Annotated in this window: 21 protein-coding genes; 6 read left to right on the top strand and 15 right to left on the bottom strand. The window is 69.6% G+C overall.

Annotated features, from left to right (window positions below):
• Window positions 1–2 precede the first annotated feature (2 nt).
• Window positions 3–1199: an acetyl-CoA C-acetyltransferase gene (locus QO010_RS18955; RefSeq protein ID WP_307351791.1), complete on the top strand. Its 1197-nt coding sequence runs from the start codon at window positions 3–5 to the stop codon at window positions 1197–1199.
• Window positions 1200–1414: 215 nt separating this feature from the next.
• Here the strand turns inward: QO010_RS18955 and QO010_RS18950 are convergent, their stop codons facing one another.
• Together QO010_RS18950 and QO010_RS18945 are read right to left on the bottom strand one after the other, a co-directional pair.
• Complete coding sequence (locus QO010_RS18950) at window positions 1415–2026, bottom strand: GNAT family N-acetyltransferase (protein ID WP_307351790.1); 612 nt, start codon at window positions 2024–2026, stop codon at window positions 1415–1417.
• A complete protein-coding gene (locus tag QO010_RS18945; RefSeq protein ID WP_307351789.1) occupies window positions 2023–2499 on the bottom strand; it encodes a GNAT family N-acetyltransferase in 477 nt (158 codons plus the stop codon). Before QO010_RS18945 ends, QO010_RS18950 begins: the two co-directional genes overlap by 4 nt.
• Before the next feature lie 71 nt (window positions 2500–2570).
• Here QO010_RS18945 and QO010_RS18940 point away from each other — a divergent pair, with 71 nt between their 5' ends.
• Entirely contained in the window at window positions 2571–2984 is a 414-nt protein-coding gene (locus QO010_RS18940) for a LuxR C-terminal-related transcriptional regulator (protein WP_307351788.1), read from the top strand.
• Window positions 2985–3088: 104 nt separating this feature from the next.
• Window positions 3089–3616, top strand: coding sequence for a DUF4199 domain-containing protein (locus QO010_RS18935; RefSeq protein ID WP_307351786.1), 528 nt, complete (start codon window positions 3089–3091; stop codon window positions 3614–3616).
• Here the strand turns inward: QO010_RS18935 and QO010_RS18930 are convergent.
• The 3 genes from QO010_RS18930 to QO010_RS18920 all read right to left on the bottom strand — a co-directional run bounded on the left by QO010_RS18930 (window position 3613) and on the right by QO010_RS18920 (window position 6165).
• Window positions 3613–4584 carry an SDR family NAD(P)-dependent oxidoreductase gene (locus QO010_RS18930; protein WP_307351784.1) on the bottom strand — a complete coding sequence of 324 codons (972 nt, stop codon included), beginning with the start codon at window positions 4582–4584 and terminating at the stop codon, window positions 3613–3615. The two genes, QO010_RS18935 and QO010_RS18930, sit on opposite strands and share 4 nt — an antisense overlap.
• Window positions 4581–5009: a MarR family winged helix-turn-helix transcriptional regulator gene (locus QO010_RS18925; RefSeq protein WP_307351782.1), complete on the bottom strand. Its 429-nt coding sequence runs from the start codon at window positions 5007–5009 to the stop codon at window positions 4581–4583. The genes QO010_RS18930 and QO010_RS18925 overlap by 4 nt, the downstream gene beginning before the upstream one ends.
• An 85-nt stretch (window positions 5010–5094) precedes the next feature.
• Window positions 5095–6165, bottom strand: coding sequence for an MBL fold metallo-hydrolase (locus tag QO010_RS18920; protein ID WP_307351780.1), 1071 nt, complete (start codon window positions 6163–6165; stop codon window positions 5095–5097).
• A gap of 149 nt (window positions 6166–6314) precedes the next feature.
• On the opposite strand from QO010_RS18920, the gene QO010_RS18915 reads away from it, so the two are divergent.
• A complete protein-coding gene (locus tag QO010_RS18915) occupies window positions 6315–7652 on the top strand; it encodes a hypothetical protein (RefSeq protein ID WP_307351778.1) in 1338 nt (445 codons plus the stop codon).
• 66 nt (window positions 7653–7718) lie between these two features.
• On the opposite strand, the gene QO010_RS18910 is transcribed toward QO010_RS18915, so the two are convergent.
• From QO010_RS18910 to QO010_RS18875, 8 genes are all read right to left on the bottom strand, one after another.
• Window positions 7719–8156: a hypothetical protein gene (locus tag QO010_RS18910; RefSeq protein ID WP_307351776.1), complete on the bottom strand. Its 438-nt coding sequence runs from the start codon at window positions 8154–8156 to the stop codon at window positions 7719–7721.
• A 3-nt stretch (window positions 8157–8159) separates the two neighbouring features.
• Window positions 8160–9701: an acetolactate synthase large subunit gene (locus QO010_RS18905; RefSeq protein ID WP_307351774.1), complete on the bottom strand. Its 1542-nt coding sequence runs from the start codon at window positions 9699–9701 to the stop codon at window positions 8160–8162.
• A 62-nt stretch (window positions 9702–9763) separates the two neighbouring features.
• Window positions 9764–11143, bottom strand: a complete 1380-nt coding sequence (locus QO010_RS18900) for an FAD-binding oxidoreductase (protein ID WP_307351772.1) — start codon at window positions 11141–11143, stop codon at window positions 9764–9766.
• 37 nt (window positions 11144–11180) lie between these two features.
• Window positions 11181–12929: a feruloyl-CoA synthase gene (locus QO010_RS18895; RefSeq protein WP_307351770.1), complete on the bottom strand. Its 1749-nt coding sequence runs from the start codon at window positions 12927–12929 to the stop codon at window positions 11181–11183.
• Between the two features lie 30 nt (window positions 12930–12959).
• Window positions 12960–14162, bottom strand: a complete 1203-nt coding sequence (locus tag QO010_RS18890) for an RNA polymerase sigma factor (RefSeq protein WP_307351768.1) — start codon at window positions 14160–14162, stop codon at window positions 12960–12962.
• A 4-nt stretch (window positions 14163–14166) separates the two neighbouring features.
• Window positions 14167–14517 carry a YciI family protein gene (locus tag QO010_RS18885; protein WP_307351767.1) on the bottom strand — a complete coding sequence of 117 codons (351 nt, stop codon included), beginning with the start codon at window positions 14515–14517 and terminating at the stop codon, window positions 14167–14169.
• A 242-nt stretch (window positions 14518–14759) separates the two neighbouring features.
• Window positions 14760–16094, bottom strand: coding sequence for a dihydroorotase (locus QO010_RS18880; RefSeq protein ID WP_307351763.1), 1335 nt, complete (start codon window positions 16092–16094; stop codon window positions 14760–14762).
• The gene (locus tag QO010_RS18875) at window positions 16087–17061 is read right to left on the bottom strand and encodes a glycosyltransferase family 9 protein (protein WP_307351761.1); all 975 of its coding nucleotides are present in this window, start codon (window positions 17059–17061) and stop codon (window positions 16087–16089) included. The genes QO010_RS18880 and QO010_RS18875 overlap by 8 nt, the downstream gene beginning before the upstream one ends.
• Window positions 17062–17123: 62 nt before the next feature.
• Here QO010_RS18875 and ygfZ point away from each other — a divergent pair, with 62 nt between their 5' ends.
• Entirely contained in the window at window positions 17124–17927 is an 804-nt protein-coding gene (gene ygfZ / locus QO010_RS18870) for a CAF17-like 4Fe-4S cluster assembly/insertion protein YgfZ (RefSeq protein WP_307351759.1), read from the top strand.
• On the opposite strand, the gene QO010_RS18865 is transcribed toward ygfZ, so the two are convergent.
• Window positions 17924–18583: a hypothetical protein gene (locus tag QO010_RS18865; protein ID WP_307351757.1), complete on the bottom strand. Its 660-nt coding sequence runs from the start codon at window positions 18581–18583 to the stop codon at window positions 17924–17926. The two genes, ygfZ and QO010_RS18865, sit on opposite strands and share 4 nt — an antisense overlap.
• 166 nt (window positions 18584–18749) lie before the next feature.
• Between QO010_RS18865 and QO010_RS18860 the strand changes: the two genes are divergently transcribed.
• A complete protein-coding gene (locus tag QO010_RS18860; protein ID WP_307351754.1) occupies window positions 18750–20918 on the top strand; it encodes a PAS domain-containing hybrid sensor histidine kinase/response regulator family protein in 2169 nt (722 codons plus the stop codon).
• On the opposite strand, the gene QO010_RS18855 is transcribed toward QO010_RS18860, so the two are convergent.
• Window positions 20915–21385 (bottom strand): hypothetical protein, encoded by a 471-nt coding sequence (locus QO010_RS18855; protein ID WP_307351752.1) that lies wholly within the window; start codon window positions 21383–21385, stop codon window positions 20915–20917. The two genes, QO010_RS18860 and QO010_RS18855, sit on opposite strands and share 4 nt — an antisense overlap.
• Window positions 21386–21414 lie beyond the last annotated feature (29 nt).

Raw genomic sequence — 21414 nt, 5'->3', positions numbered from 1 at the left:
GCATGCGCCGCGCCGCCATTGTCAGCCCCCTCCGAACCGCCGTCGGCAAGTTCCAGGGGGCGCTCAGCAGCATGACGGCCGGCGAGATCGGCGGCGTCATCATCAAGGAACTGGTCGAGCGGACGAAGATCGACCCGGAACGGATCGATGACGTCACCTTCGCCCATGGCTATCCCAACGGCGAGGCGCCCTGCATCGCCCGCTGGTCGCTGCTGCAGGCGGGCCTGCCCATCGGCATCCCCGGGGTGTCGATGGACCGCCGCTGCGGCTCGGGCCTGCAGGCGGTGATCGACGCGGCCATGCGCATCCAGACGGGGGCGGCCGACGTGGTCATCGCCGGCGGCTGCGAGAGCATGAGCAATGTCGAATACTACTCGACCGACATGCGTAACGGCGCCCGCGCCGGGTCGGTCGTCATGCACGACCGCCTCGCCCGCGGCCGGGTGATGAGCCAGCCCATCGAGCGCTTCGGCGTCATCAGCGGCATGATCGAGACCGCCGACAACCTGGCCCGCGACTACCAGATCAGCCGGGAAGAGGCCGACGAGTACGCGGTCATGAGCCACCAGCGGGCGGCCAAGGCGTGGGCCGAGAACCGCTTCGCCGACGAACTGGTCCCGGTCTCGGTCAAGCAGAAGAAGGGCGACCCCATCGTTTTCGACCATGACGAAGGCTACCGCGCCGACGCCTCGATGGAGACCCTGGGCAAGCTGCGCGCCCTCGAGAAGGACGGCGTCGTCACCGCCGGCAACGCCAGCCAGCAGAACGACGCCGGCGCCGCCTGCCTGGTCGTCGCCGAGGACAAGCTGGAGGAGCTGGGCCTGGAACCCATCGGCTGGTTTCACAGCTGGGCCGCCGCCGGCTGCGAGCCCTCGCGCATGGGTATCGGCCCGGTGCCGGCCGTCGAGCGCCTGTTCAAGCGCAATGGCCTCTCCTGGAGCGACATCGACCTGGTCGAGCTGAACGAGGCCTTCGCGCCGCAGGTGCTGGCCGTGCTCAAGGGCTGGAACTGGGACGACCGCGACAAGCTCAACGTCAATGGCGGCGGCATCAGCCTGGGCCACCCCATCGGCGCCACCGGCGGCCGGATCCTGGCCAACCTGCTGCATGAGATGCGGCGGCGCGAGGTTCGCTACGGCCTGGAGACCATGTGCATCGGCGGCGGCCAGGGCATCGCGGCGGTGTTCGAGCGGGCCTGAACCCACCTTGCTTCTCCCTTCCTCCTCCCCCGGGTCGGGCCTCGCCCGGCCCGCCCGAGGGCAGGCTGAGGAAGGGCGGGGATGGTGGTGGTGGCAGTGCGTTTCCGGAAGCACTCGGGGAGGCGACCACGCCACCCTGAGCTTTTCACCCAGGCTCCGAGCGCACACCACCAACCCTGCCCTTCCTCCATCGAGGAGGAAGGGTTCCAGAAGCGCTACCCCCAGCGCGCCTTCCAGTCCTCGGCCATCATCTCCCAGTAGAGCGACCGCCGCACCGTCCCGTCGGGTCGGACGCTGTCGCGCTCGCCCATGCGGGTGAAGCCGGCGGCGTCGATCAGCCGGGCCGAGCGGACGTTGTCGACGGCCGCGGTCAATCCCATCATCCGCACCCCCAGGGTATCGAACACCCAGCCGAAGCTGTGGATGGCGCCGGCCCCGCCCTGGCCCTCGTTCTGGCGGTCGGCGCGGATGGCCCCGGCCAGCTCGGCGGCGGAACGTTCCGGCCAGACGGTGATGCAGCTGTAGCCGACCAGCTGGGCGGTCTCGTCGAAGGTCAGGATCAGGAGGCGGCGGCCTTCCTGGCGCAGGGCCTCGCTCTCGAGGATCCAGGTATTCATGACCTCGGCCGTGAACGGACGGGGCAGGTCATAGATGGCGCCGGAGACGCGCGGGTCGGCGAAGAAATGCGCCAGGGCCGCCGCATGCTCGGGTCGGGCCAGCATCCGACCATAGCCCAGGGTCAGCGGATCGGCCGTGCGGACGGCGTTGCGGATGGCCTCGGCTTCAGCCTCGTCAACCTCCAGCACCGTGTCCGGCGGGGCGCTCATCCGGCCAGCCTGGCCAGCGCTTCGCCGCTGAGCCGCCGCGTGGTCCACTCATCCATGGTCGCCGCGCCGAGCGAATCATAGAAGGCGATGGATGGCGCGTTCCAGTCCAGCACCGACCATTCCAGCCGGGTCAGCCCCTCATCGACACACCGGCGCGCCAGGCCGGCCAGCAGCGCCTTGCCGGCGCCCTTGCCGCGCGCCGCCGGCTGAACGAACAGATCCTCCAGCCAGATGCCATGCCGGCCGGTGAAGGTGGAAAAGTTGTAGAACCACAGGGCGATGCCGACCGGGACGCCGTCGGCCTCGGCGATGTCGCAGAAGGCGCGGGGATGTTCGCCGAACAGGGCCGCGGCGATGTCCGCCTCGCTGGCCACCGCCTCATGGGCCAGCCGCTCGTACTCGGCGAGATCCCGGATGAAGCCCAGGATCAGGGCGGCGTCGGCGGGAACGGCGGGGCGGACGGCGAGGGTCATGCCTTCCTCTACACCTCAGGCAAATCGAGGGGGAGTAGTCCGGCTGCTCCCGCTCCCCTACACTCCCCGCCATGTGGCGAACGGTGGCGATCTATGGCCTGATCCTGGCTCTGGGGGCGGTGGGGCTGCAGTGGCTGGAATACCAGACTTTCGCCCGCGCACACCCCGGCGCCATCTATCTGACGCTCGGCGGCGCGGCGATGCTGGCGCTGGGGGTCTGGGTGGGGGCGCAGGTCTTCCGGCCCAAGATCACCGGCGTCTTCGAGCCCAATCTGAAGGCCCAGGCCTCGCTGGGCATCACCAGCCGGGAGTTCGAGGTGCTGGGCCTGCTGGCCGCCGGCTGCTCGAACAAGGACATCGCCCGGCGGCTCGACCTCTCGCCCAATACGGTCAAGACCCATGTCGCGCGGCTCTACGAGAAGCTGGAGGCCCAGCGGCGGACCGAGGCGGTGTTGAGGGCGCGGGAGCTGCACCTCATTCCGTGAGAAAGGCGGGTGATTTTGCGCAAATCACCCTTTCGGGCGATTGTTTCACCGGGGCGGGGCGCGGCCTGATGGCGGCGTCCTAAACACCTGGGGGAGCAAAACCCATGCTGCGATCCATCCTGATCTTCGGCGCCATCGCCGGCCTGATTTCCGTTTCGCCCTTTGTCTACCTGATCCTGACCAACGGCTCGGCCCATTCCGGTTCGGTCGTGGTCGGCTATCTGACCATGCTGGTGGCCTTCAGCCTGATCTTCGTGGCGGTGAAGCGCCACCGCGACCGCAACCTGGGCGGCGTCATCAAGTTCCTGCCGGCCCTGGGCATCGGCCTGGGGATCAGCCTGGTCGCCGGCATCGTCTATGTGGCGGTCTGGGACATCTACCTGAACATCAGCCACTTCGCCTTCGTCGACGAATACGCGCCGGTCATCGTCAAGGGCGCCCTCGCCAAGGGCGCGACCCCGGCCGAGGCGGCCAGGCAGGCGGCCGAATTCAAGACCACCTACATGAACCCCCTCGCCCGCTGGCCCTGGACCCTGGTCGAGATCCTGCCGGTCGGGGTGCTGGTCTCGCTCGTCACCGCCGGCCTGCTGCGCTTCCGTCAGTTCCTGCCGGCCCGGGGCATCGCGGCCTAAGCCGCGACCGCCTTCTCCGAGAGCGCCCACAGCCGGTCGGCGCTCTCGGGGTTAAGGGCATGGGGCATGACGCCTTCCCACGGAACCTCGGCCTTCCACCGGACGGCCTGGGCGCAGTTCTCCAGATAGAGGCCGCCGACGCCCTCCAGCTCTGGTCCGACCGCCGCCCAGACGCTGGTGGAAGCGCCCTGTTCGGGGGTCTTGAAACCGTCGCGGATCTTGCCGGTCTCGTCCATCCAACCCATGGCCTGCATCTCTTCCTGGGTCATGTGCCGCTGCAGCGGGGTCATGATGCCGCCCGGCATGACGGCATTGGCGGTGATCCCACGGTCCTTGAAGCGCTTGTGGAAGCCCACGGCGAACAGGGCGTTGGCGGTCTTGGCCTGGCCGTAGCTCTCCCATTTGTCGTAGGGGCGGCTGTTGTAGTTGGGATCTTCCCAGTTGATGTCGGACCGGCGGTGGCCGATCGACGACAGGCTGACCAGTCGCGAGGGCTTGCCGGCCTGCTTGGCGCCGGCCTCCAGGGCCGGGGCCAGCAGGGTCCCCAGCAGGAAATGGCCGAAATGGTTGGTGCCGATCTGCATCTCCAGTCCGTCCTTGGTCCGGTCCAGCGGACAGGCCATGACGGCGGCGTTGTTGATCAGGATGTGCAGGGGTTTGTTTCCCCAGCGCTGGGCGAAGGCGCGGATCGAGGCGAAGTCCGACAGGTCCAGCATCTCGAACCGGGCCTGGGCGGTGGCGCCCTTGGCCGTCTTGTTGATGTCCTTGCAGGCCTCTGCCCCCAGGTCCGGCTTGCGGGCGGCGATCACGACTTCCGCGCCGGCCTCGACCAGGGCCCGCGCCGTCTCGATGCCGATGCCGGTGGCCGCGCCGGTGACGATGGCGGTCTTGCCGGTCAGGTCGACGCCCTTGACGACATCGCGGGCGGGGGTGAAGGCCCCGAAGGGCGAGGTGATGCGATCGCTCATGTTCCGTCCTCCCGGCCGAATTTCCCGGCCATATTTCCCAACCAATTCCTGACGGCGGCCTCGTCGGCCGGCGGCAGGTCTTGGTTCATCTGCTTTTCGAGTTCATCCAACAGGCCGACCGCCTTCTCGCGGATCGCCCAGCCCTTGTCGGTGAGGAACAGACGGCTGGACCGCCCGTCCCTGGGATCGGCCCGCCGCTCGATAAAGCCGGCCCGGACCATACGGTCGGCCATGCTGGTCATCGCCGAGGGGGCGACGTCCAGGGCGATGGCGACATCGCCGATCAGCGCCCCGTCATTGCGGCCCAGCACCAGCACCAGCGCCGCCTGAGCCGCGCTGACCCCCTCGGCCGCCGCCTCAGTCTCGATCCAGCGCTCGACCCGCTTCTGGGCGGTCTTGAGAAGGAGGTAGAGGGGCGAGGTCATCGACCTCCGATATATACTTCACATGCGAAACATCAAGTTCGCATGTGAAATATTTTTATCCTCCCCCGCTACGCGGGGAGGAAAGTTACGCCGCCCGGTACCAGACCACCCCTTCGGCGTCGGTCTCGGTCACCGCCCGGCCCCGTTCGATCAGACAGTTGAGGTGAGCCAGGCTCTCGCCCGTCGCCATGCCGACCAGTTCCGGCCCGATCGGCCGCGCGAACAGGCTGGCGAACACGTCGATGGCGCGCTTGGGCTGCGCCAGGGTGCGTTCCAGCCGCTTCAGGGAGCGCTCATGCCCGGCGATCAGGTGGTCCAGCCGGGCGTGCAGGCCGTGGAACGGATCGTTGTGGGCGGGCAGGACCAGCACCTCGTCCGGCACCTCGCGCTTGAGCTTGGCGCAGCTCGACATCCAGTCCGACAGCGGATCGGCGTCCGGCTCGGTCGGAAAGACCGAGACGTTGGAGGAGATGCGCGGCAGCACCTGGTCGCCGCTGATCAGCAGCTTGAGCTCCGGCTGCCAGAGGCAGGCATGGTCGGGGCTGTGGCCGTTGCCGGTCACGACGCGCCAGAGCCGCCCGCCGATCTCGATCTCCTCGCCGTCGTCGATGCGCCGGAAGCTGTCGGGGAGCTGGTAGATGGCCTTGCCGAAGCCGCCGAAGCGGGCGCGGTAGGTCTCGATGGCGTCCTCGTCCCAGCCGGCGGCCTTGTAGAAGCGCAGGCCGTCCTCGGGCGCCTCGCGGCCGGTGTCGGCGACCAGCAGCCGGCACTGGAAGTATTCCAGCCGGGTCATCCACAGCCGGCAGCCGAACTTGCGGGTCATCCAGCCGGCCAGGCCGATATGGTCGGGATGCAGGTGGGTGACGATGACCCGGACAATGGGCTTGCCCTCCAGCCCTTCCTTGAAGGCGGTGCGCCAGGCCTGCGAGGTCTCGCGGGTCTGCATGCCGGTGTCGACCACCGTCCAGCCCTCGCCGTCCTCCAGCGCCCAGACATTGATGAAGCCCAGCGACCCATGCAGCGGCATGCGCAGCCAGCGCACGCCGGGCGCGACCTCGACGGTCTCGCCGGTCCCCGGCGTGGGGACTGTCTCGAACGGATAGACCAGTTTCGGGCGGGCCAGAGCCTCCGCCACATCCTCAACGCCGTCAGCCAAGTTTTCAAACCTCTCCCGCGGGTGAACAGCGCCATCATCCCGCGTTCAGCCCCGCGCCGCAATTCAGCCCATGGGGCGATGCATCTTGACCCCTTGGAAAAGCGTGCGTTTATCTCGCCGCTAAGAGGATTCACTCCAGGAGTTAAGACATGAGGCTCATCGGGATCGGCTTGGCCGTCGCCCTGGCGATCGGCGTATCGGCCCCCAACGTCGCGATGGCGGCAAAGCCCAAGGCTCCGGTCGCCGGCGCCATCGACCCGGCCATGCACAAGAAGGGTCAGGACGACGTTCCGGCCCTGCTGCTCAAGGCCGGCGTGTCCTGCACCATGGCCGACGCCCGCATGATCGGCAACGAGGCCGACAAGAAGACCAAGGCGGTGATCAAGGCCTATTATGAAGTGGCCTGCCAGAACGCCATGGGCCTGGTGCTGGTCACCGACGCGGCGACCCCGGACAAGATCGGCGTCTTCCCCTGCCTGGAAGCCAACAAGCCCGCCGCCGACGGCAAGCCCAGCCAGCTGGCCTGCATCCTGCCCGGCAACGCCGACCAGATGCCCTACGTTCAGGCCCTGGCCCAGAAGGGCGGCATGGCCTGCCCGGTGACCAAGGTCCGCTACATCGGCGCCAACGCCTCCAACAGCTTCATGGAAGTCGCCTGCGCCGACGGCGCCGGCTACATCCTGGCCGCCTCGGTGCCGCCGGACGCCGCCAAGCCCGTGAAGATGAACACCTGCCTGGCCTATGAGCCCGGCGGCAACCTGTTCTGCGAACTGACCGACCGCGCCTCGCAACTGGGCGTGGCCGACAAGCTGTTGAACGGCGCCAACGGCTGCACGGTCACCGACCGCCGCTACGTGCTGTCGGCCACCGACGGCTCGACCTATTTCGAAGTCGCCTGCGCCAACAAGAAGGGCTACGTCATCCAGGAAACCCAGGCCGGCGCGGCGGGCAAGATCGTCGACTGCGTCGAAGCCACCATGATCCCCGGCGGCTGCACCCTGACCGACACCGTCGCGGCCAAGACCGAGAAGGCGTCGTTCTACTCGACCCTGGCCGTGAAGGCCGGCTTCAAGTGCAACGTCTCGCAATACGGCATCCTGCCCTCCAGCGGCGCGACGGAAGTCGTCGAACTGCAGTGCTCGGACCGTCAGGACGGCGCGATCATGATTTCCGACCGCAACGGCAGCAAGATCTACAACTGCGCCCTGTCGCTGGCCGAGGGCTATCGCTGCACCTTCACCAAGATCGAGACGGCCTATCCGGGCCTGACCGCCCTGCTGAAGAACTTCCCGGCCAAGTCCTACAACTGCAATGTCGACAAGGTCGGCGCGACCCTGCGCAGCGAAACCGACCGCTTCGTCGAGGTCAGCTGCGGGGCCGGCGAAGGCACGCTGGTCATCAACTTCAAGGCCGGCTCGCCGACCCCCACGGCCATCCTGGGCTGTGGTGAGATCAAGGGCTGCATCCTGCCCAAGACCGGCGTCTAGGCCTGAACTTCAAGACTGAGACGAGGCCCCGGAGGCGACTCCGGGGCCTTTTCGTTGACGGCTGGCTCAGGCTCCAAAGAAGGTGAGCGTTGGATGCTGTCCTGCAGCCTCGCGCAGCCAGAACGAGGTCAGTTGCAGGGCGTCGAAGACCCGCCCTCGGCCCGCCGCGCTCCTGAGCAATCGGCTGATTTCGCCGTCGGCGAGCAGTTCACCGCTCCGATAGAGGAGGTCGGCTGGAATGGAGCGTTCGGCCCGCAGCCGATCCTCCGTCTCCTCGGCGGCGCGGGCGACACCGATCCATGCCTGCGCAGGCATCTCGCAGACCCCATAGAGGTCGAACCGGGGATGCGCGAGGCTCAGAGCTCCGGATAGAAGCAGGACGAACGGGTCGCCCCAGATCAGGCTGGGAAACCGATCTCTGTCCGCCGAAACCTGATAGCACAGGCCGCCTTCGTATCCCGGTTCATGGCGGATGTGGGCCAGCTGCAGCTCGGAGGGATGCATCGCCTAACCGAGGACCGCCTCGATGAAGTGCGGCCCCGGCGTGGTCATCGCATGGGCCATGGCCGTGTCGAATTCCTCAGCGGTGGCGCAGCGCACGGCCTCGACGCCCAGGCCGCCGACCAGCGACACCCAGTCGATGCGCGGATCGCCCAGGTCCAGCAACCGCTTGGCGGCCGGGCCGGGATTGGCCGCGCCCGTGCGGCCCATCTCGATGCCCAGGATGCGGTAGACGTGGTTGGCAAACACCACGGTGGTGACGTCCAGCTTCTCGCGGGCGATCGTCCACAGGCCCTGGACCGTATACATCGCCGCCCCGTCGCCGTTGAGGCTCAGCACCTTGCGGTCCGGGCAAGCCACGGCGGCGCCGACGGCCAGCGGGATGCCCTGGCCGATGGCCCCGCCGGTCAGCATCAGCCAGTCGTGCGGCCGGGCGTTCCTGGTCGACTGGAAGATGGGCAGGCCGGCGGTCACCGCGTCGTCGGAGATGATGGCGTTGTCGGGCATATGCCGGGCGATGGCCGCCCCGATCTTATAAGGGTCCAGCCCCCCGGTCGGCGCGGCCGGCAGGTCGAGCGGTTCGACCGGGGCGGCCTCGGAAGCGCCCAGCGCATCGGCCAGCGCCACCAGGGCGGCCGGCCCATCGATGGACTTGTCGCCAAGGCTGACGGCCTCGCAGCCCTCGGGGACCAGCAGGCTGGGCCGGCTGGGATAGGCGAAGAAGGCGGCCGGCTCGACGGTCTCGACCAGCACCATCAGGTCGACCCCCTTGAGGTCCTCCATGGCCATCTCGCCGAAATACAGCATGCGGTCGGGGGCGAACCGCCCCGCCCCGCGCGCCAGCCGGGCGACGAAGGTGTCGGTCATCACCCGGAAGCCGGCGGCCTTCAGCCGGCCGGCGGCCTGCACCCCGGCCTCGCCGCAGCAGCTCCCGCCCATCAGGATCACCGGCTTGGCGGCGGCCTTCAGGCGCCTGGCCATCGCCTGGATGTCCGCGTCGGAGACCTTGGCGCGCACAGGCCGGGACAGAACCGGACCCTTGGCGCTGGCCTCGTTCCAGGCCGAGTCGGCCGGCAGGATCAGGCTGGCGCAGCCGCCCGGCGCGCCGAAGCTGGCCTGGACCGCCTCGGCCGCCAGGGGGCCGACCTCGTCGGCGGTCTCGGCCGACTTGACCCACAGGCTGTTGGGCGCGGCCCAGCCGGCGATGTCGCTGTTCAGCGGCGCGTCGAACTGGCGGTGATAGGTGGCGTGGTCGCCGATGACATTGACCAGCGGCGTGCCGGCCCGGCGGGCGTTGTGCAGGTTGGCCCCGCCGTTGGCGTAGCCGGCCCCCAGGTGCAGCAGGGTGCAGGCGGGCGTTCCGGTCATCCGGCCCCAGCCGTCGGCCGCCCCGGTCGCCACGCCCTCGAACAGGCACAGAACCGGCCGCATGCGCGGCTCGCGGTCCAGGGCGGCGACGAACTGCATCTCGCTGGTGCCCGGATTGGCGAAGCAGGCGGTGACGCCGTTGTCGCACAGGGTCTCGATCAAGGCGTCGGCGCCGTTCATGGCCTGGTTTCTCCCGTCTGGTTGGCGATGGTCATGCCGCAATTCCCAACCGCCGCCAATGGTCAGGCGGCGAACACCTTGCCGGGATTGAGAATGCCCCTGGGGTCGAGGCTGGCCTTGAGGGTGCGCATCAGGGCGATCTCAGGCCCCGAACGCGACCAGGCGAGATACTCGCGCTTCTGCAGCCCGATGCCATGCTCGGCGGAGACCGAACCGCCGATCGCCCGCAGCGGGCGATAGACGATGTCTTCCAGCGCATGCAGGTCGGCCGACTCACGGCTGCCCATGCCGGCGATCAGGTGAAGGTTGCCGTCGCCCATATGGCCGAACACCACCAGGCTGGCCTCGCCCGGCCAGCGGGCGGCCATGGCGGCGCGGACGCCGTCGACATAGGCCTCCATGTCGCCGATGCCGAGGCTGACATCGAAGGCGATGATCGGGGCGTTGCGGCCGGTCTGGGCCACGTCGTCGCGCAGGGCCCACATCGCTTCGCGCTCGGCCTTCGACTTGGCGATGGCGGCGTCGGCGATCTCGCCGTCCTCCAGCGCGCCCATCAGCACCCGCTCGAAGCGAGCCTGGTCCTCGGCCGGCTCGCCGCCCATCGACTCGACCAGGACATAGTAGGGATAGCGGCCCTCCAGGGGCGGCCGACCCCGGGCCGGCGGGGTGGTGACCAGCGCATGGAAGTCGGCCCACATCACCTCGAAGGCCGAAAGCGCGCCGCCCAGGCCGCGCTCCAGCCGCCGCAGCAGGCGCGGCAGGTCGTCGAAGGCCTCGACCCCGACGAAGGCGGTGTCCTGGCTGGCCGGCCGGGCCCGCAGCCGCAGGACGGCGCGGGTCACCACGCCCAGGGTGCCCTCCGTGCCGACGAACAGCGCCTTGAGATCATAGCCGGCGTTGTTCTTGACCAGCCGGTTCATCGAGGAGACCACCGTCCCGTCGGCCAGCACCGCCTCCAGTCCCAGCACCATGTCCCGCATCATGCCCCAGCGCAGCACGCGGTTGCCGCCGGCGTTGGTCGAGATGTTGCCGCCGATGGTGGCCGAGCCGCGCGAACCCAGGTCCAGCGGGAGCAACCAGCCCAGCGCCTCGGCCGCCTCGCAGGCGGTCTGCAGCACGCAGCCGGCCTGCACGGTCATCAGGCCGGCCGCCGTATCCAGGTCCTCGATGGCGTTCATCCGCTCCAGCGACAGGGCCAGGGCGCCGTCGGCCTGGGCGCCATCGACCAGTCCGGTCTTGCCGCCCCAGGGGACGACCGGCTGGCCGGCCGCATGGGCCAGCTTCAGGATGGTCGAGACCTCGGCGGTGGAGACGGGCCGCAGCACCGCCAGTGGCGTCCCCAGCCGGGTCCAGCGGCTCTGGGCCTGGGCCTGGGCGTCCTCGCCCGTCAGCACCCCGCCGGGACTTAAAGCCCCCTTCAGCGTCTCGATCAGATCGGTCATGGCCGTCGCCTCCGCTGGCGGCAGCCTAGAACCGCGCTCAGTCGAAGACGAGTACGTGGCTTCCCGGAGGGTCGGCGAACAGCTCGGCCAGTTCACGAGGCCGGCGGTCGCGGGCCATGGCCTGGTTGATATAGCCCTTGTCGGTGATCTCGCCGCTGGCGACGTCGGGCGAACCCGGCAGGATCAGGGCCCGGGCCACCCGGCCGCCGCCGCCCTTGGCCGCCGCGTTCATCTTCGCCAGGCCGGCGCGGATGAGCGCGCGGGCATCGTCGAGCCGGCTGTCGAACCTGTGGTCGAGGAACAGCATCAGCCCGACCCCCTCCTGGCCCTCGCCGCAGACCACCGCGTCGGCAGCCGCTCCGCCGATGGCCGAGACCGCCGCGACCCGCAGCGCCCCGGCGGCGACGAAGGTGCCGCTGGCCAGCTTGAAGTTCTCGACCAGGCGGCCGTCGAAAATCAGCCCCGCGCCCGGATCGGCCGGATCGACGAAACGGCCGGCGTCGCCCAGGCGATAGAAGCCTTCCTCGTCATAGGCGGCGGCCGACAGCTCCGGCTCGCCCAGATAGCCCGGCGAGATCTGCGGGCCCTTGACCCGCATCTCGAACTTCTCGCCCGCGGGCGCGAGCTTGGCCGAGGTCCCAGGCACCGGCAGGCCCATCATCCCGGAGCGGGCGTTCAGCCAGTGGATGTTGCAGGCGGTCGGCCCGGTCTCGGTGGAGCCATAGCCGGTGGCGAAACTGATCCGCTCGCCGACCGTCGCCACGGCCACGGCCTGGACGCGGTCGAGAATGCTCTGGGCCATCGAGGCGCCGCCATACTGCAGCACCCGCACCCGCGAGAAGAAGGTCCGGGCCAGGTCCGGATCGCGCTCTAGCTCGCCGGCCATCAGGCCCCAGCCGGCCGGGACCATGTTGTGATAGGTGGTCGAAACCTCTTTGAGATTGCGCACCGTCTCGCCGAACCGGGCGGGAGTCGGCTGGCCGGCGTCGATATAGAGGCTGCCCCCCCGGTGGGTCACCATGTGCAGGATGGCGTTGGCCCCAAGACTGTGGCTCCAGGGCGCGGCGTTGACCACCACCGGCGGCTCGGGATCGTCGAAGCAGGCGGTGATCTGGGCGGCGTTGATGGCGATGTTGCGATGCAGGCCGATCACCGCCTTGGGCCGGCCGGTCGAGCCGGAGGTCAGCAGCAGCTTGGCGGTGTCGTCCGGCCTGGCGGTGAAGGCGCCCGGAGCGGACTTCGAGAGCGCCTCGACATTGACGATGGGCAGGCCGGCCAGGAAGGGCGCGGTCAGAGCGTCTTCGAACGCAACCAGATCGTCGGCATAGACGGCCGCCGGTTGCAGCACCGAACAGGCATAGGCCAGTCGCGAGAGGTCGGCGCCCTTCAGCCCATACTGCGGCGAGACCGGCGCGATCGGGCAGCCGATGGCCATGGCCCCGTAGCTGACCAGCGCGTGGTCGATGCCGTTGCGGGCCAGGATCAGCAGACAGCGGCCGGGGCCAAGCCCCAGGCCCGCCAGCCCGCCGGCCAGGTTGGCGACCCGTTGCAGGCCCTCAGCATAGGTGATGGTGCGCCAGCCCTCGCCGGAACGCTCAGCCAGCCACTGGCGGTCCGGCGCGACGGCGGCCCAGTGTTCCAGGGCGCCCAGCGTGGTCAGGAAGCGCTCGGAAAACGGCGTGGGATTGGAGAGCACTACCGCGCCGTCCGGTCGGCGCTCGACCTCCAGCCGGCGGGGCGCATAGCGGGCGTCGCGGAAAGGGGCGTCGATCTGGCTGCCATCCATGGCGCCTTATCGGGCGCCCCCGGCCAGGGTTCAACCCGCCAGGCGTTCGGCGGCCCGTTGCAGGAACAGCCGCTCGGCTGGCGGCGGTTCCATGGCCAGGGCGGCGCGCAGGGCTTCGAGGGCCTCCGGAACGTGGCCGGCCTGTTCGAGCAGGTGGGCGCGAGCGGCATGCCAGGGCAGCCAGTCCATCGGCGGCGGCAGGGCGGCCAGGCCAGCCTCGGGCCCCTGCGCCTCCCCGACCGCCACCGCGCGATTGACGGCGGTGACCGGGCCGGGCCGCAGCAGGACCAGTGTGTCGTAGAGGTCAACGATAGCCGGCCAGGGGGTCGTCCCCGTCTCCAGCCGGGAGAGGTGCGCGCCATGGATGGCGGCGAGAAGCTGGCAGGGGCCCGTGCGGCCGAAGCTGGCGGCGCGGTTCAGCAGCTCCAGGCCCTCGTAGATCATGGGCCGGCGCCACTGGCTCATGTCCTGCCGGCCGATCGGAACCATGGCCCCGTGATCGTCCAGCCGGGCCGGCCGCCGGGCCTCGGCGTAGCGGACCAGGGCGGCCAGGGCCAGGACCTCCGGCTCATCGGGCGTCAGCTCGGCCAGCAGGCCCGACAGCCGCAGCACCTCGTCCGCGAACCCGGCTGTCTCGCCGGCCAGGGCGGCGTCCTCATAGGCCTGGGCGTAGGCGATCTCCAGCGTCGCCAGCACGGCCGAAAGCCGCTCGGGCCAGGCGGCGCGGCCGGGGACCTCGAAGGGGACGCCAGCGTCGCGAATCTTGCGCTTGGCTCTTGTGATCCGCTGCAGCATGGCCGGCTCGGCCATCAGGAAGGCGCGGGCCAGCCGCTCGGTCGACAGGCCGCAGACCACCTTCAGGGTCAGGGCCGCCCGCGATTCCGGCGCGATGGCCGGGTGGCAGCAGACGAAGATCAGTCGCAGCCGCTCGTCGGGAATGGGCTCGTCCAGCGCCATCAGCTCGTCCTCGGGCGTGGGCTCCGGGGCCGGGGCGTCCAGCACGGCGGACCGCCGGGTCTGCTCGCGCCGCCGCATGTCCAGCGCCTTGCGGAACGCCGCCCGCCACAGCCAGGCGGTCGCGTCGCGCGGCGGTTCTGCGCGCCAGACCGGCAGCGCCGCCGCGCAGGCTTCCGCAAAGGCCTCTTCGGCCAGATCCAGGTCGCGGAACCGGGCGGCCAGCGCCGCCACGACGCGCGGCTGGGCCGCCGCCATGGCTTCGCCGGCCCCGATCATCGGCTCAGTAGGTCGCCAGGGGACGGACCTCGACCTTGCCGCCGTCGACCACGGGGATGCGGCGGGCATAGGCCAGCGCCGTGTCGAGATCGGCGACGTCGATCAGATAGTAGCCGCCCAGCTGCTCACGGGTCTCGGCGAAGGGGCCGTCATGCAGGGTCTGGGAGCCGCCGTTGGTGATGATGGTGGTGGCCGTGGTCACAGGCTGGAGCCCCGACCCGCTCTGCATCGCGCCGGCTTCACGCATCTCCTTGGCGAGCGCCATGTGCTTACCCACCACGTCCATCAGCCGGGCCTTGCCGGCCTCGCCCTCGAACACGCCCTCGGGTTCATAGATCAAAAGCATGTACTGCATCGCGCCCTCCATTGGCCTGACGACCGCGCCATCGCGTTCGTACGACCCAGAGACGGATGAGGGGAGACGGATTCGACAGGCCCGATGCCCTTTGACCCGCATTTTAATTCCGCTCATCCCCGCGAAAGGGGGGACCCAGGTGTTTTTCGTTTCAGCCTTTCAGCCGCCGGGACCTGTCAGAACGCTCTCAACAGTAAAAAGCCTGGGTCCCCGCTTTCGCGGGGATGAGCGGGGTGTAGGGCCTAGCTCGCCAGCGTCTCCAAAAACCGCACCGGGTTGCCCAGCGCCGGCGCCACGACCTCGTCCTCGCGCATCACCACCCGGCCCCGGATGATGGTCGCCATCGGCCAGCCGGTGACCTCCATGCCGTCGAACGGCGTCCAGCCGGCGCGGTTGGCCATGTCTTCGTGGCGGATGGTGCGGCGGGCCTTGAGGTCGACGATGGTCAGGTCGGCGTCGTAGCCCTCGGCCATGCGACCCTTGTCGGCCAGGCCGAAGACGCGGTTGGGACCATGGCTGGTCAGGTCGACGAAGCGCTCCAGGGTCAGGCGGCCATTGGCGATGTGGTTCAGCATCACCGGCACCAAGGTCTGCACCCCCGGCATGCCGGACGGCGAGGCCGGATAGGGCCGGGCCTTTTCCTCGCGGGTGTGGGGGGCGTGGTCGGAGCCCATGACGTCGGCGACGCCCATCTCGATGCCGCGCCACAGGGCCGTCTGGTGTTCGATCCCCCGGATCGGCGGGTTCATCTGGGCGAAGCCCTTGAGGCGCTCATAGGCTTCCGGCGCGGTCAGGGTCAGGTGCTGGGGGGTCAGTTCGACGCTGGCCACGTCCTTGTTGGCGGCCAGGAAGTCGATCTCCTGGGCGGTGGTGACGTGCAGCACGTGGATGCGCTTGCCGACCTTGCGGGCCAGGCGCACCAGGCGCCGGGTCGAGCGGATGGCGCTCTCGGCGTCGCGGACCTCCTCATGGCTGGTCCAGTCGCCGGTGCGGGCCAGGGCCCGGCGCTCGGCCAGGCGGTATTCGTCCTCGCTGTGGAAGGCGGCTCTACGGTTGACGTGCAGCAGAACCTGCTCGACCCCCTCGTCGTCGGCGACCAGCAGGGTGCCGGTCGAGGCGCCCATGAACACCTTGATCCCGCAGCAGCCGGGCAGCCGCTCCAGCTCGCCCAGGAAGCGGGCGTTCTCATGGGTGCCGCCGACATAGAAGGCGTGGTCGCAGTCCATTCGCCCGGCCGCCCGCGCCAGCTTGTCGGCCAGGGCCTCGGCGTCGGTGGTGGTGGGCTCGGTGTTGGGCATCTCGAAGACGGCGGTGACCCCGCCCAGCACCGCCGAGCGGCCGCCGGTCTGCAGGTCTTCCTTCCACTCCAGGCCGGGCTCGCGGAAGTGGACCTGGCTGTCGATGACGCCCGGCAGAACGGTCAGGCCCGTGGCGTCGAACACCTCGCCGGCCGAGGCCCGGCCCAGATCCCCGACCGCGATGACCTTGCCGCCCCGCACCCCGACATCGGCGAGGCCCCGTCCGGCGTGATTGACCACCTCGCCGCCCCGGACGACCAGGTCATAGGTTTCAGCCATCCGAGGTCTCCGCCAGCAGCTCCAACGCGGCGTCACATACCAGATCGACGGGCAGGTCCATCATATGGCCGATGGTCTGGTTGAGCTGCGGGTCGATGGCCTGGAACTGCTCGAAGGTGCGCGGGCCGCGCACGACCCGGGTGTGAGGGCCCCAGGGCGCATAGAGCCGGTCGTCGGACGGGCCGAACAGGCCGATGGTCGGCGTCCCGGCGGCGGCGGCCAGATGCATCAGGCCCGAGTCGTTGCCGATGAAGAGGCGCGCGCGCTTGAGGCAGGCATAGGCGGTCAGCAGGTCGACCTGGCCGGTCAGGTCTATGCAGCGCTCCTTGGTCGAGGACTTGCGCAGGCCCTCGACATAGCGGGAGTCCTCGGGACCGCCGAAGATGGCCAGCCGGCCGTCCGGCATCGGGCCGTCGGGGGCCAGCAGGCGGTTGGCGACCTGGGCGAAGCGCTCGATGGGCCAGGTCTTGCCCAGCCAGTTGGAGGCTGGGCCCATGGCCAGGATCGGGCCGCCGGGCGGCAGCAGTTCCTCGGCCCGCGCCTCGATTTCCGGCGAGGTGAAAAGATAGGGCGGCGGCGGATCGTCCCCGAGGGTCAGCAGGTTCGCCGCCTCGATCACCTTGTGAACCGGCTCGCCGCTCTTCTTGCGGTGCACGGCCCGGCGCTTGCGGCGCAGAAAACTGGTGATGGCCGAACCCCGCTGGTCGACGATCAGCTCCCAGGCCGTGCCGCGCACCTGGTTCCAGAGCGCGAACCAGTGGCCCGAGCGCTTGCGCTTTTCCATGACGATCAGGGCGTCGAGGTTCGGAACCTGCTCGAACAGCGGCGCGGCCGCCGGCCCGACGGCGATGGTGAAACGGGCGTTCGGCATCTCATCGGCCAGACGCTTGATGAGGCCCGAGGACAGAACGGCGTCACCGATCCGTCCGGGACCGATGAAGAGAATCGGGAAGGGCTTGGCCGCCATCCGCCGACCATAGGCCCGCCCGGGGTGGCGCTCCACCCAATCAAGGGCCACATGTTGTCGCAATGATCGCCCAGTCCCAATACGCCCCCCTGCCCGGCCGCGCCCTGATCGCCCTTGGCGGTCCCGAATGGCGCAGCTTCCTGCAGGGGCTGATCACCCAGGACGTCGAAACCCTCAAGCCGGGCGAGCTGCGGTTCGGGGCCCTGCTCAGTCCCCAGGGCCGGCTGCTCTACGATCTGTTCGTGGTCGGACGGGATGACGGCGCCTGGCTGGACGTCGAGGCGGCCCATCGCGAGGCGCTGATCGGCCGGCTGAAACTCTATCGCCTCAGGGCCAAGGTCGAGATCACTGCTGACGACACCAGCGTCGCCGCGCTCTGGCAGGGCCCCGGCCTGGCCGGCTGGCTGACCGACCCCCGCGCGCCGGGCCTGGGCTGGCGGGGCTATGGCCTGGCGCCACCCAAGGCGGCCCTGGCCGACGAGGCGGCCTACCGGGCCCATTGCCTGGCCCTGGGCGTGCCCGGCCCGGCCGACTGGGCCGGCGAGACCACCTATCCCATCGAGGCCAATTTCGACCTGCTGAACGGCATCGATTTCCACAAGGGCTGCTATGTCGGCCAGGAGACCACCTCGCGCATGAAACGGCGCGGCCAGATCAAGAGCCGCATGCTGCCCCTGACCTTCGAGGGACCGCCGCCGGCCGCGGGCAGCGAAATCCTGGCGGGAACCTTGCGCGCCGGCGAAGTGCTGTCGGGAACGCCAGGGCGGGCGATGGCCCTGGTCAGACTGGACCGGATCGAGGGCGCGTCCCTGACCGTCGGCGACCGGCCGGTGGTCGCCGAGCGCCCGGGCTGGATGGCAGGCTAGTCACAGGCCACCGAGCTGGGCGCCTTGACCAGTTCGAAGCGACTGAGCCGGATCATGACGATCGGGTGGGGCCAGTGCTCGAAGCCGGCGCGGCGATCCATCACCTGGCACACGGTGGTCGACTGCTGACGGCCATCGGGCGTCACCATCACCGCCTGATAGTCCACCCAGCGATCATAGCCGTTCAGCATCAGCAGCATGGTGTCCCGCTGGCCAGCGGCCTGCTTGAACACCAGCTTGATCACCCCCGGTTCGCTGGGGGGAACCTTGCTGCCCTCGCCCATGAAGAACAGATCCTGGTCACCGGGATCGAGCGGCTTGGCGAACTGCTTGAGCAGATCGGACTCGGCGCTGGCCATGTCGACGTCCGAGGCCCGGCCGGCGCGGACCATGACGGGTCTGACCTCGCCGTCGACCGTCTCCAGCCGGATCACCAGCATCTCGCCCGGAAACAGCAGGATGTCGCCGTCCTCGTCGATCCAGGGAATGTCGTCGTCGACCTTCACCCTGTCCACCTGGCCAGGCTCCAGGGTCAGGTTGAACTCGCCGACATGCCGGCAGGCGCCGGCGACCGCGCAGGGGTCGGCCTTGGGAGCGGGCGGCGGCATCGGGTTGGTGAGGGCCGCGCTCATCAGCGCCAGAACCGTCAAAATCATGGTGTCGCCCTCTCCCCGCAGCCTCGCCGGGGGAACAAGACCATCGACCGCAAGTCCCGGCAAGCCACCGAAAAAGCGTGACGATTTGTCCGCAGCCGCCGTTAACCGGGCCTTCCGCAAGGTCAGCGATAATGGCGGGCGAGACGGGTACCGTCCGGAAAAGCGCATGACCGACGCCAAGCCAGCGGCCGATGAACTGACCTTCGATGTCGGCACCTCCCGCAACCTGGGCCGCCACAGCCTGCCCGGCCGGCTGATCTTCACCCTGGTCTTCGGCCTGCTCGCCCTGACCATTCTGCCCTGGCCGGCCGCCTTCGGCTGGATGGCGGTTGTCGCCGTCTGGGAAGTCTTCAGCACCGCCCTGCTCAACCGCGCCCTGCCCCGGCTGGCCCAGGAGGCCGGGACCAACCTCTATGCGGTGATGAATTTCTGCGGGGCCTGCGTCTACCACGCCCTCAGCCTGATGTGCCTGGCCAAGGGATCGGCGGTCGGCGTGGCCCTGGCGGCGACCTGGCTGGGCGGCTCGTTCACCAACAACTTCGTCTATTTCGGTTCGAACCGGCGGATGCTGTGGGGCTGTCTCGCCCCCGGCATCGGCGTGGCCATTCTCGGCCCGATCCTGGGCCATGGATTTGGCGTCGAGAGTTCGGCGACCAGCGCCTTCATCCTGGCCGCTCTGCTGGCGGCGCGGAGCTACGCCCTGGATCGCCGGGCGGTGGTCGAGCAACTGGCCAATCGGCAGATCGACCTGGAGCGCAAGCTGGCGGTGGCGGTCGAGGCCTCAGGCGACGGCTTCTTCGAGATGGATCTGATCGCCGAGACGGCCCAGGTCAGCGCCAGCTGGGCGGCCATGCTGGGCTATGCCCAGGGCGAACTGCCCGACCCGATCGCCGACTGGCGCCCCTTCATCCATCCCGACGACCTGCCCTCCATCCAGGCGGCCTATGCCGAGCATTTCCGCGGCGACACGCCGATGGTGGCGGCGGAAACCCGCATGCGCTGCAAGAACGGCGAATACAAATGGGTGCTGTCGCGCGCCCGGGTGATCGCCCACACGCCCGAGGGCCAGCCCTGGCGGATCGTCGGCACCACCATCGACACGACCGCCCGCAAGCTGCTCGAGCGTGACCTGGAGGCCGCCCGCGACCTGGCCGAAAGCGCCAACAAGGCCAAGAGCGTCTTCGTCGCCAATATGAGCCACGAGATCCGCACCCCGCTGAACGGGGTGATCGGGGTCACCGGGGCGCTGGCCCGCACCGAGCTGACCCCGGCCCAGCGCGAGATGGTCAATCTGGTCCAGGCCTCGGGCCTGGTGCTCAACCGCCTGCTGTCCGACATCCTCGACCAGGCCAAGATCGAGTCCGGCGAGTTCGCCCTGCAGGCGGCGCCCTTCGACCTGCGCCGCGAGATCGACGACGCGGCCGAGCTGATGCGCAGCCGGGCCGAGGACAAGGGCCTCTCCTTCCAGCTCTCCTATGCGCCCGCCGCCGAGGGTCAGTTCGTCGGCGACGCCGTGCGGCTCAAGCAGATCGTCTCCAACCTGGCCAACAACGCCATCAAGTTCACTCCGCGCGGCGAGGTGCGGGTCGCGGTCGACATCGAGGAGCCCAAAGACGAGGGATTGGGCGGCGGCCAGCCGGCCATCGTGGCCATCACCGTCGCCGACACCGGCATCGGCTTCGACGAGGCTGCGGCCCAGCGGCTGTTCAGCCGCTTCGTCCAGGCCGAGGATTCCACCTCGCGGCGGTTCGGCGGCACCGGCCTGGGCCTGGCCATCTGCAAGACCCTCAGTGAACTGATGGACGGCCAGATCAGCGTCCGCTCCACGCCCGGCCAGGGCAGCGAGTTCATCGTGCGCCTGCCGTTCCCCCGGGTTTCCGAGCGGGAAACCGCCGAGCCGGGCGACGATGTCGAGGCCGCCAGCCTGCCGCGGCGCCTGCGGATCCTGCTGGCCGAGGACCATCCGACCAACCGCAAGGTCGCCGAGCTGATCCTGTTGCCGCTGGGCGTCGAGCTGACCCAGGTCGAGGACGGGGCCCAGGCGGTCGAGGCCTTCGCAGCCGGCGCCTTCGACCTGATCCTGATGGACATGCAGATGCCGGTGATGGACGGCCTGGCCGCCATCCGCGAGATCCGCCGCCGCGAGCGCGCGGCCGGCCATGCGCCGACCCCCATCGCCATGTTCACCGCCAACGCCATGGAGGAACACCGCCTCCAGGCCGCCGAGGCCGGCGCCGACCATCACATCGCCAAGCCGATCACGCCCGAGGGCCTGATCGCCGGGATCGAGGCGGCCCTGGCCGATCAGGCGACAGAGGTCAGGGCCTCGGCCTAACGGCAGACCATCTGGCCTTCCTGGGTCGGGGTGAATTTATCGAGGGTCAGATAGGGGATGGCCTGCTGCCAGCTCTCGAAGGCGCTGAGGCCCGAGCCCAGGGTGCAGACGCTGGTCGGTCGCCCGCCGCCCAGGCCCATGCGGGCGCGGTAGTTCAGCCAGCGACCGTGTTTGCTCTCGACGCTGAGCATGGTCCCGCCCATGCCCTCCATCCTGAAGCGCAGTTCGCCGGGCTGCAGCGCGCGCTTGGCGGCCTCGTCCCCGGTGGCGACCAGGGTCGGGTTGGCGCCGGCCTCATCGAGCGAGATGACGATGACCTCGTTCATGCCGATCAGCACGGCGCCGTCCTGAACGGAGGGATGCGGCTGGGCGATCGGGGTCAGGCAGGCGACTGGCGCGGCGCAGGCGGGCGCCGGTTGCAGCGGCGGCTGGCCGAGCAGGGCCATGGCGAGGGTGAAGACGAGCATGAGGTCCCCCTGTGATGCGGCGCCACCAG

Origin of the sequence: Caulobacter ginsengisoli, from assembly GCF_030814835.1 — a bacterium.
Taxonomy (GTDB): Bacteria; Pseudomonadota; Alphaproteobacteria; order Caulobacterales; family Caulobacteraceae; genus Caulobacter; species Caulobacter ginsengisoli.
This window is presented reverse-complemented; position numbering and strand designations above follow the sequence as displayed.

Excerpts from the sequence above, each read along its gene's own strand:
- QO010_RS18955 (WP_307351791.1), top strand. The coding sequence starts at position 3 with ATGCGCCGCGCCGCCATTGTCAGCCCCCTCCGAACCGCCGTCGGCAAG.
- QO010_RS18950 (WP_307351790.1), bottom strand. The coding sequence starts at position 2,026 with ATGAGCGCCCCGCCGGACACGGTGCTGGAGGTTGACGAGGCTGAAGCC.
- QO010_RS18945 (WP_307351789.1), bottom strand. The coding sequence starts at position 2,499 with ATGACCCTCGCCGTCCGCCCCGCCGTTCCCGCCGACGCCGCCCTGATC.
- QO010_RS18940 (WP_307351788.1), top strand. The coding sequence starts at position 2,571 with ATGTGGCGAACGGTGGCGATCTATGGCCTGATCCTGGCTCTGGGGGCG.
- QO010_RS18935 (WP_307351786.1), top strand. The coding sequence starts at position 3,089 with ATGCTGCGATCCATCCTGATCTTCGGCGCCATCGCCGGCCTGATTTCC.
- QO010_RS18930 (WP_307351784.1), bottom strand. The coding sequence starts at position 4,584 with ATGAGCGATCGCATCACCTCGCCCTTCGGGGCCTTCACCCCCGCCCGC.
- QO010_RS18925 (WP_307351782.1), bottom strand. The coding sequence starts at position 5,009 with ATGACCTCGCCCCTCTACCTCCTTCTCAAGACCGCCCAGAAGCGGGTC.
- QO010_RS18915 (WP_307351778.1), top strand. The coding sequence starts at position 6,315 with ATGAGGCTCATCGGGATCGGCTTGGCCGTCGCCCTGGCGATCGGCGTA.
- QO010_RS18910 (WP_307351776.1), bottom strand. The coding sequence starts at position 8,156 with ATGCATCCCTCCGAGCTGCAGCTGGCCCACATCCGCCATGAACCGGGA.
- QO010_RS18905 (WP_307351774.1), bottom strand. The coding sequence starts at position 9,701 with ATGAACGGCGCCGACGCCTTGATCGAGACCCTGTGCGACAACGGCGTC.
- QO010_RS18900 (WP_307351772.1), bottom strand. The coding sequence starts at position 11,143 with ATGACCGATCTGATCGAGACGCTGAAGGGGGCTTTAAGTCCCGGCGGG.
- QO010_RS18895 (WP_307351770.1), bottom strand. The coding sequence starts at position 12,929 with ATGGATGGCAGCCAGATCGACGCCCCTTTCCGCGACGCCCGCTATGCG.
- QO010_RS18890 (WP_307351768.1), bottom strand. The coding sequence starts at position 14,162 with ATGATCGGGGCCGGCGAAGCCATGGCGGCGGCCCAGCCGCGCGTCGTG.
- QO010_RS18885 (WP_307351767.1), bottom strand. The coding sequence starts at position 14,517 with ATGCAGTACATGCTTTTGATCTATGAACCCGAGGGCGTGTTCGAGGGC.
- QO010_RS18880 (WP_307351763.1), bottom strand. The coding sequence starts at position 16,094 with ATGGCTGAAACCTATGACCTGGTCGTCCGGGGCGGCGAGGTGGTCAAT.
- QO010_RS18875 (WP_307351761.1), bottom strand. The coding sequence starts at position 17,061 with ATGGCGGCCAAGCCCTTCCCGATTCTCTTCATCGGTCCCGGACGGATC.
- ygfZ (WP_307351759.1), top strand. The coding sequence starts at position 17,124 with ATGATCGCCCAGTCCCAATACGCCCCCCTGCCCGGCCGCGCCCTGATC.
- QO010_RS18865 (WP_307351757.1), bottom strand. The coding sequence starts at position 18,583 with ATGATTTTGACGGTTCTGGCGCTGATGAGCGCGGCCCTCACCAACCCG.
- QO010_RS18860 (WP_307351754.1), top strand. The coding sequence starts at position 18,750 with ATGACCGACGCCAAGCCAGCGGCCGATGAACTGACCTTCGATGTCGGC.
- QO010_RS18855 (WP_307351752.1), bottom strand. The coding sequence starts at position 21,385 with ATGCTCGTCTTCACCCTCGCCATGGCCCTGCTCGGCCAGCCGCCGCTG.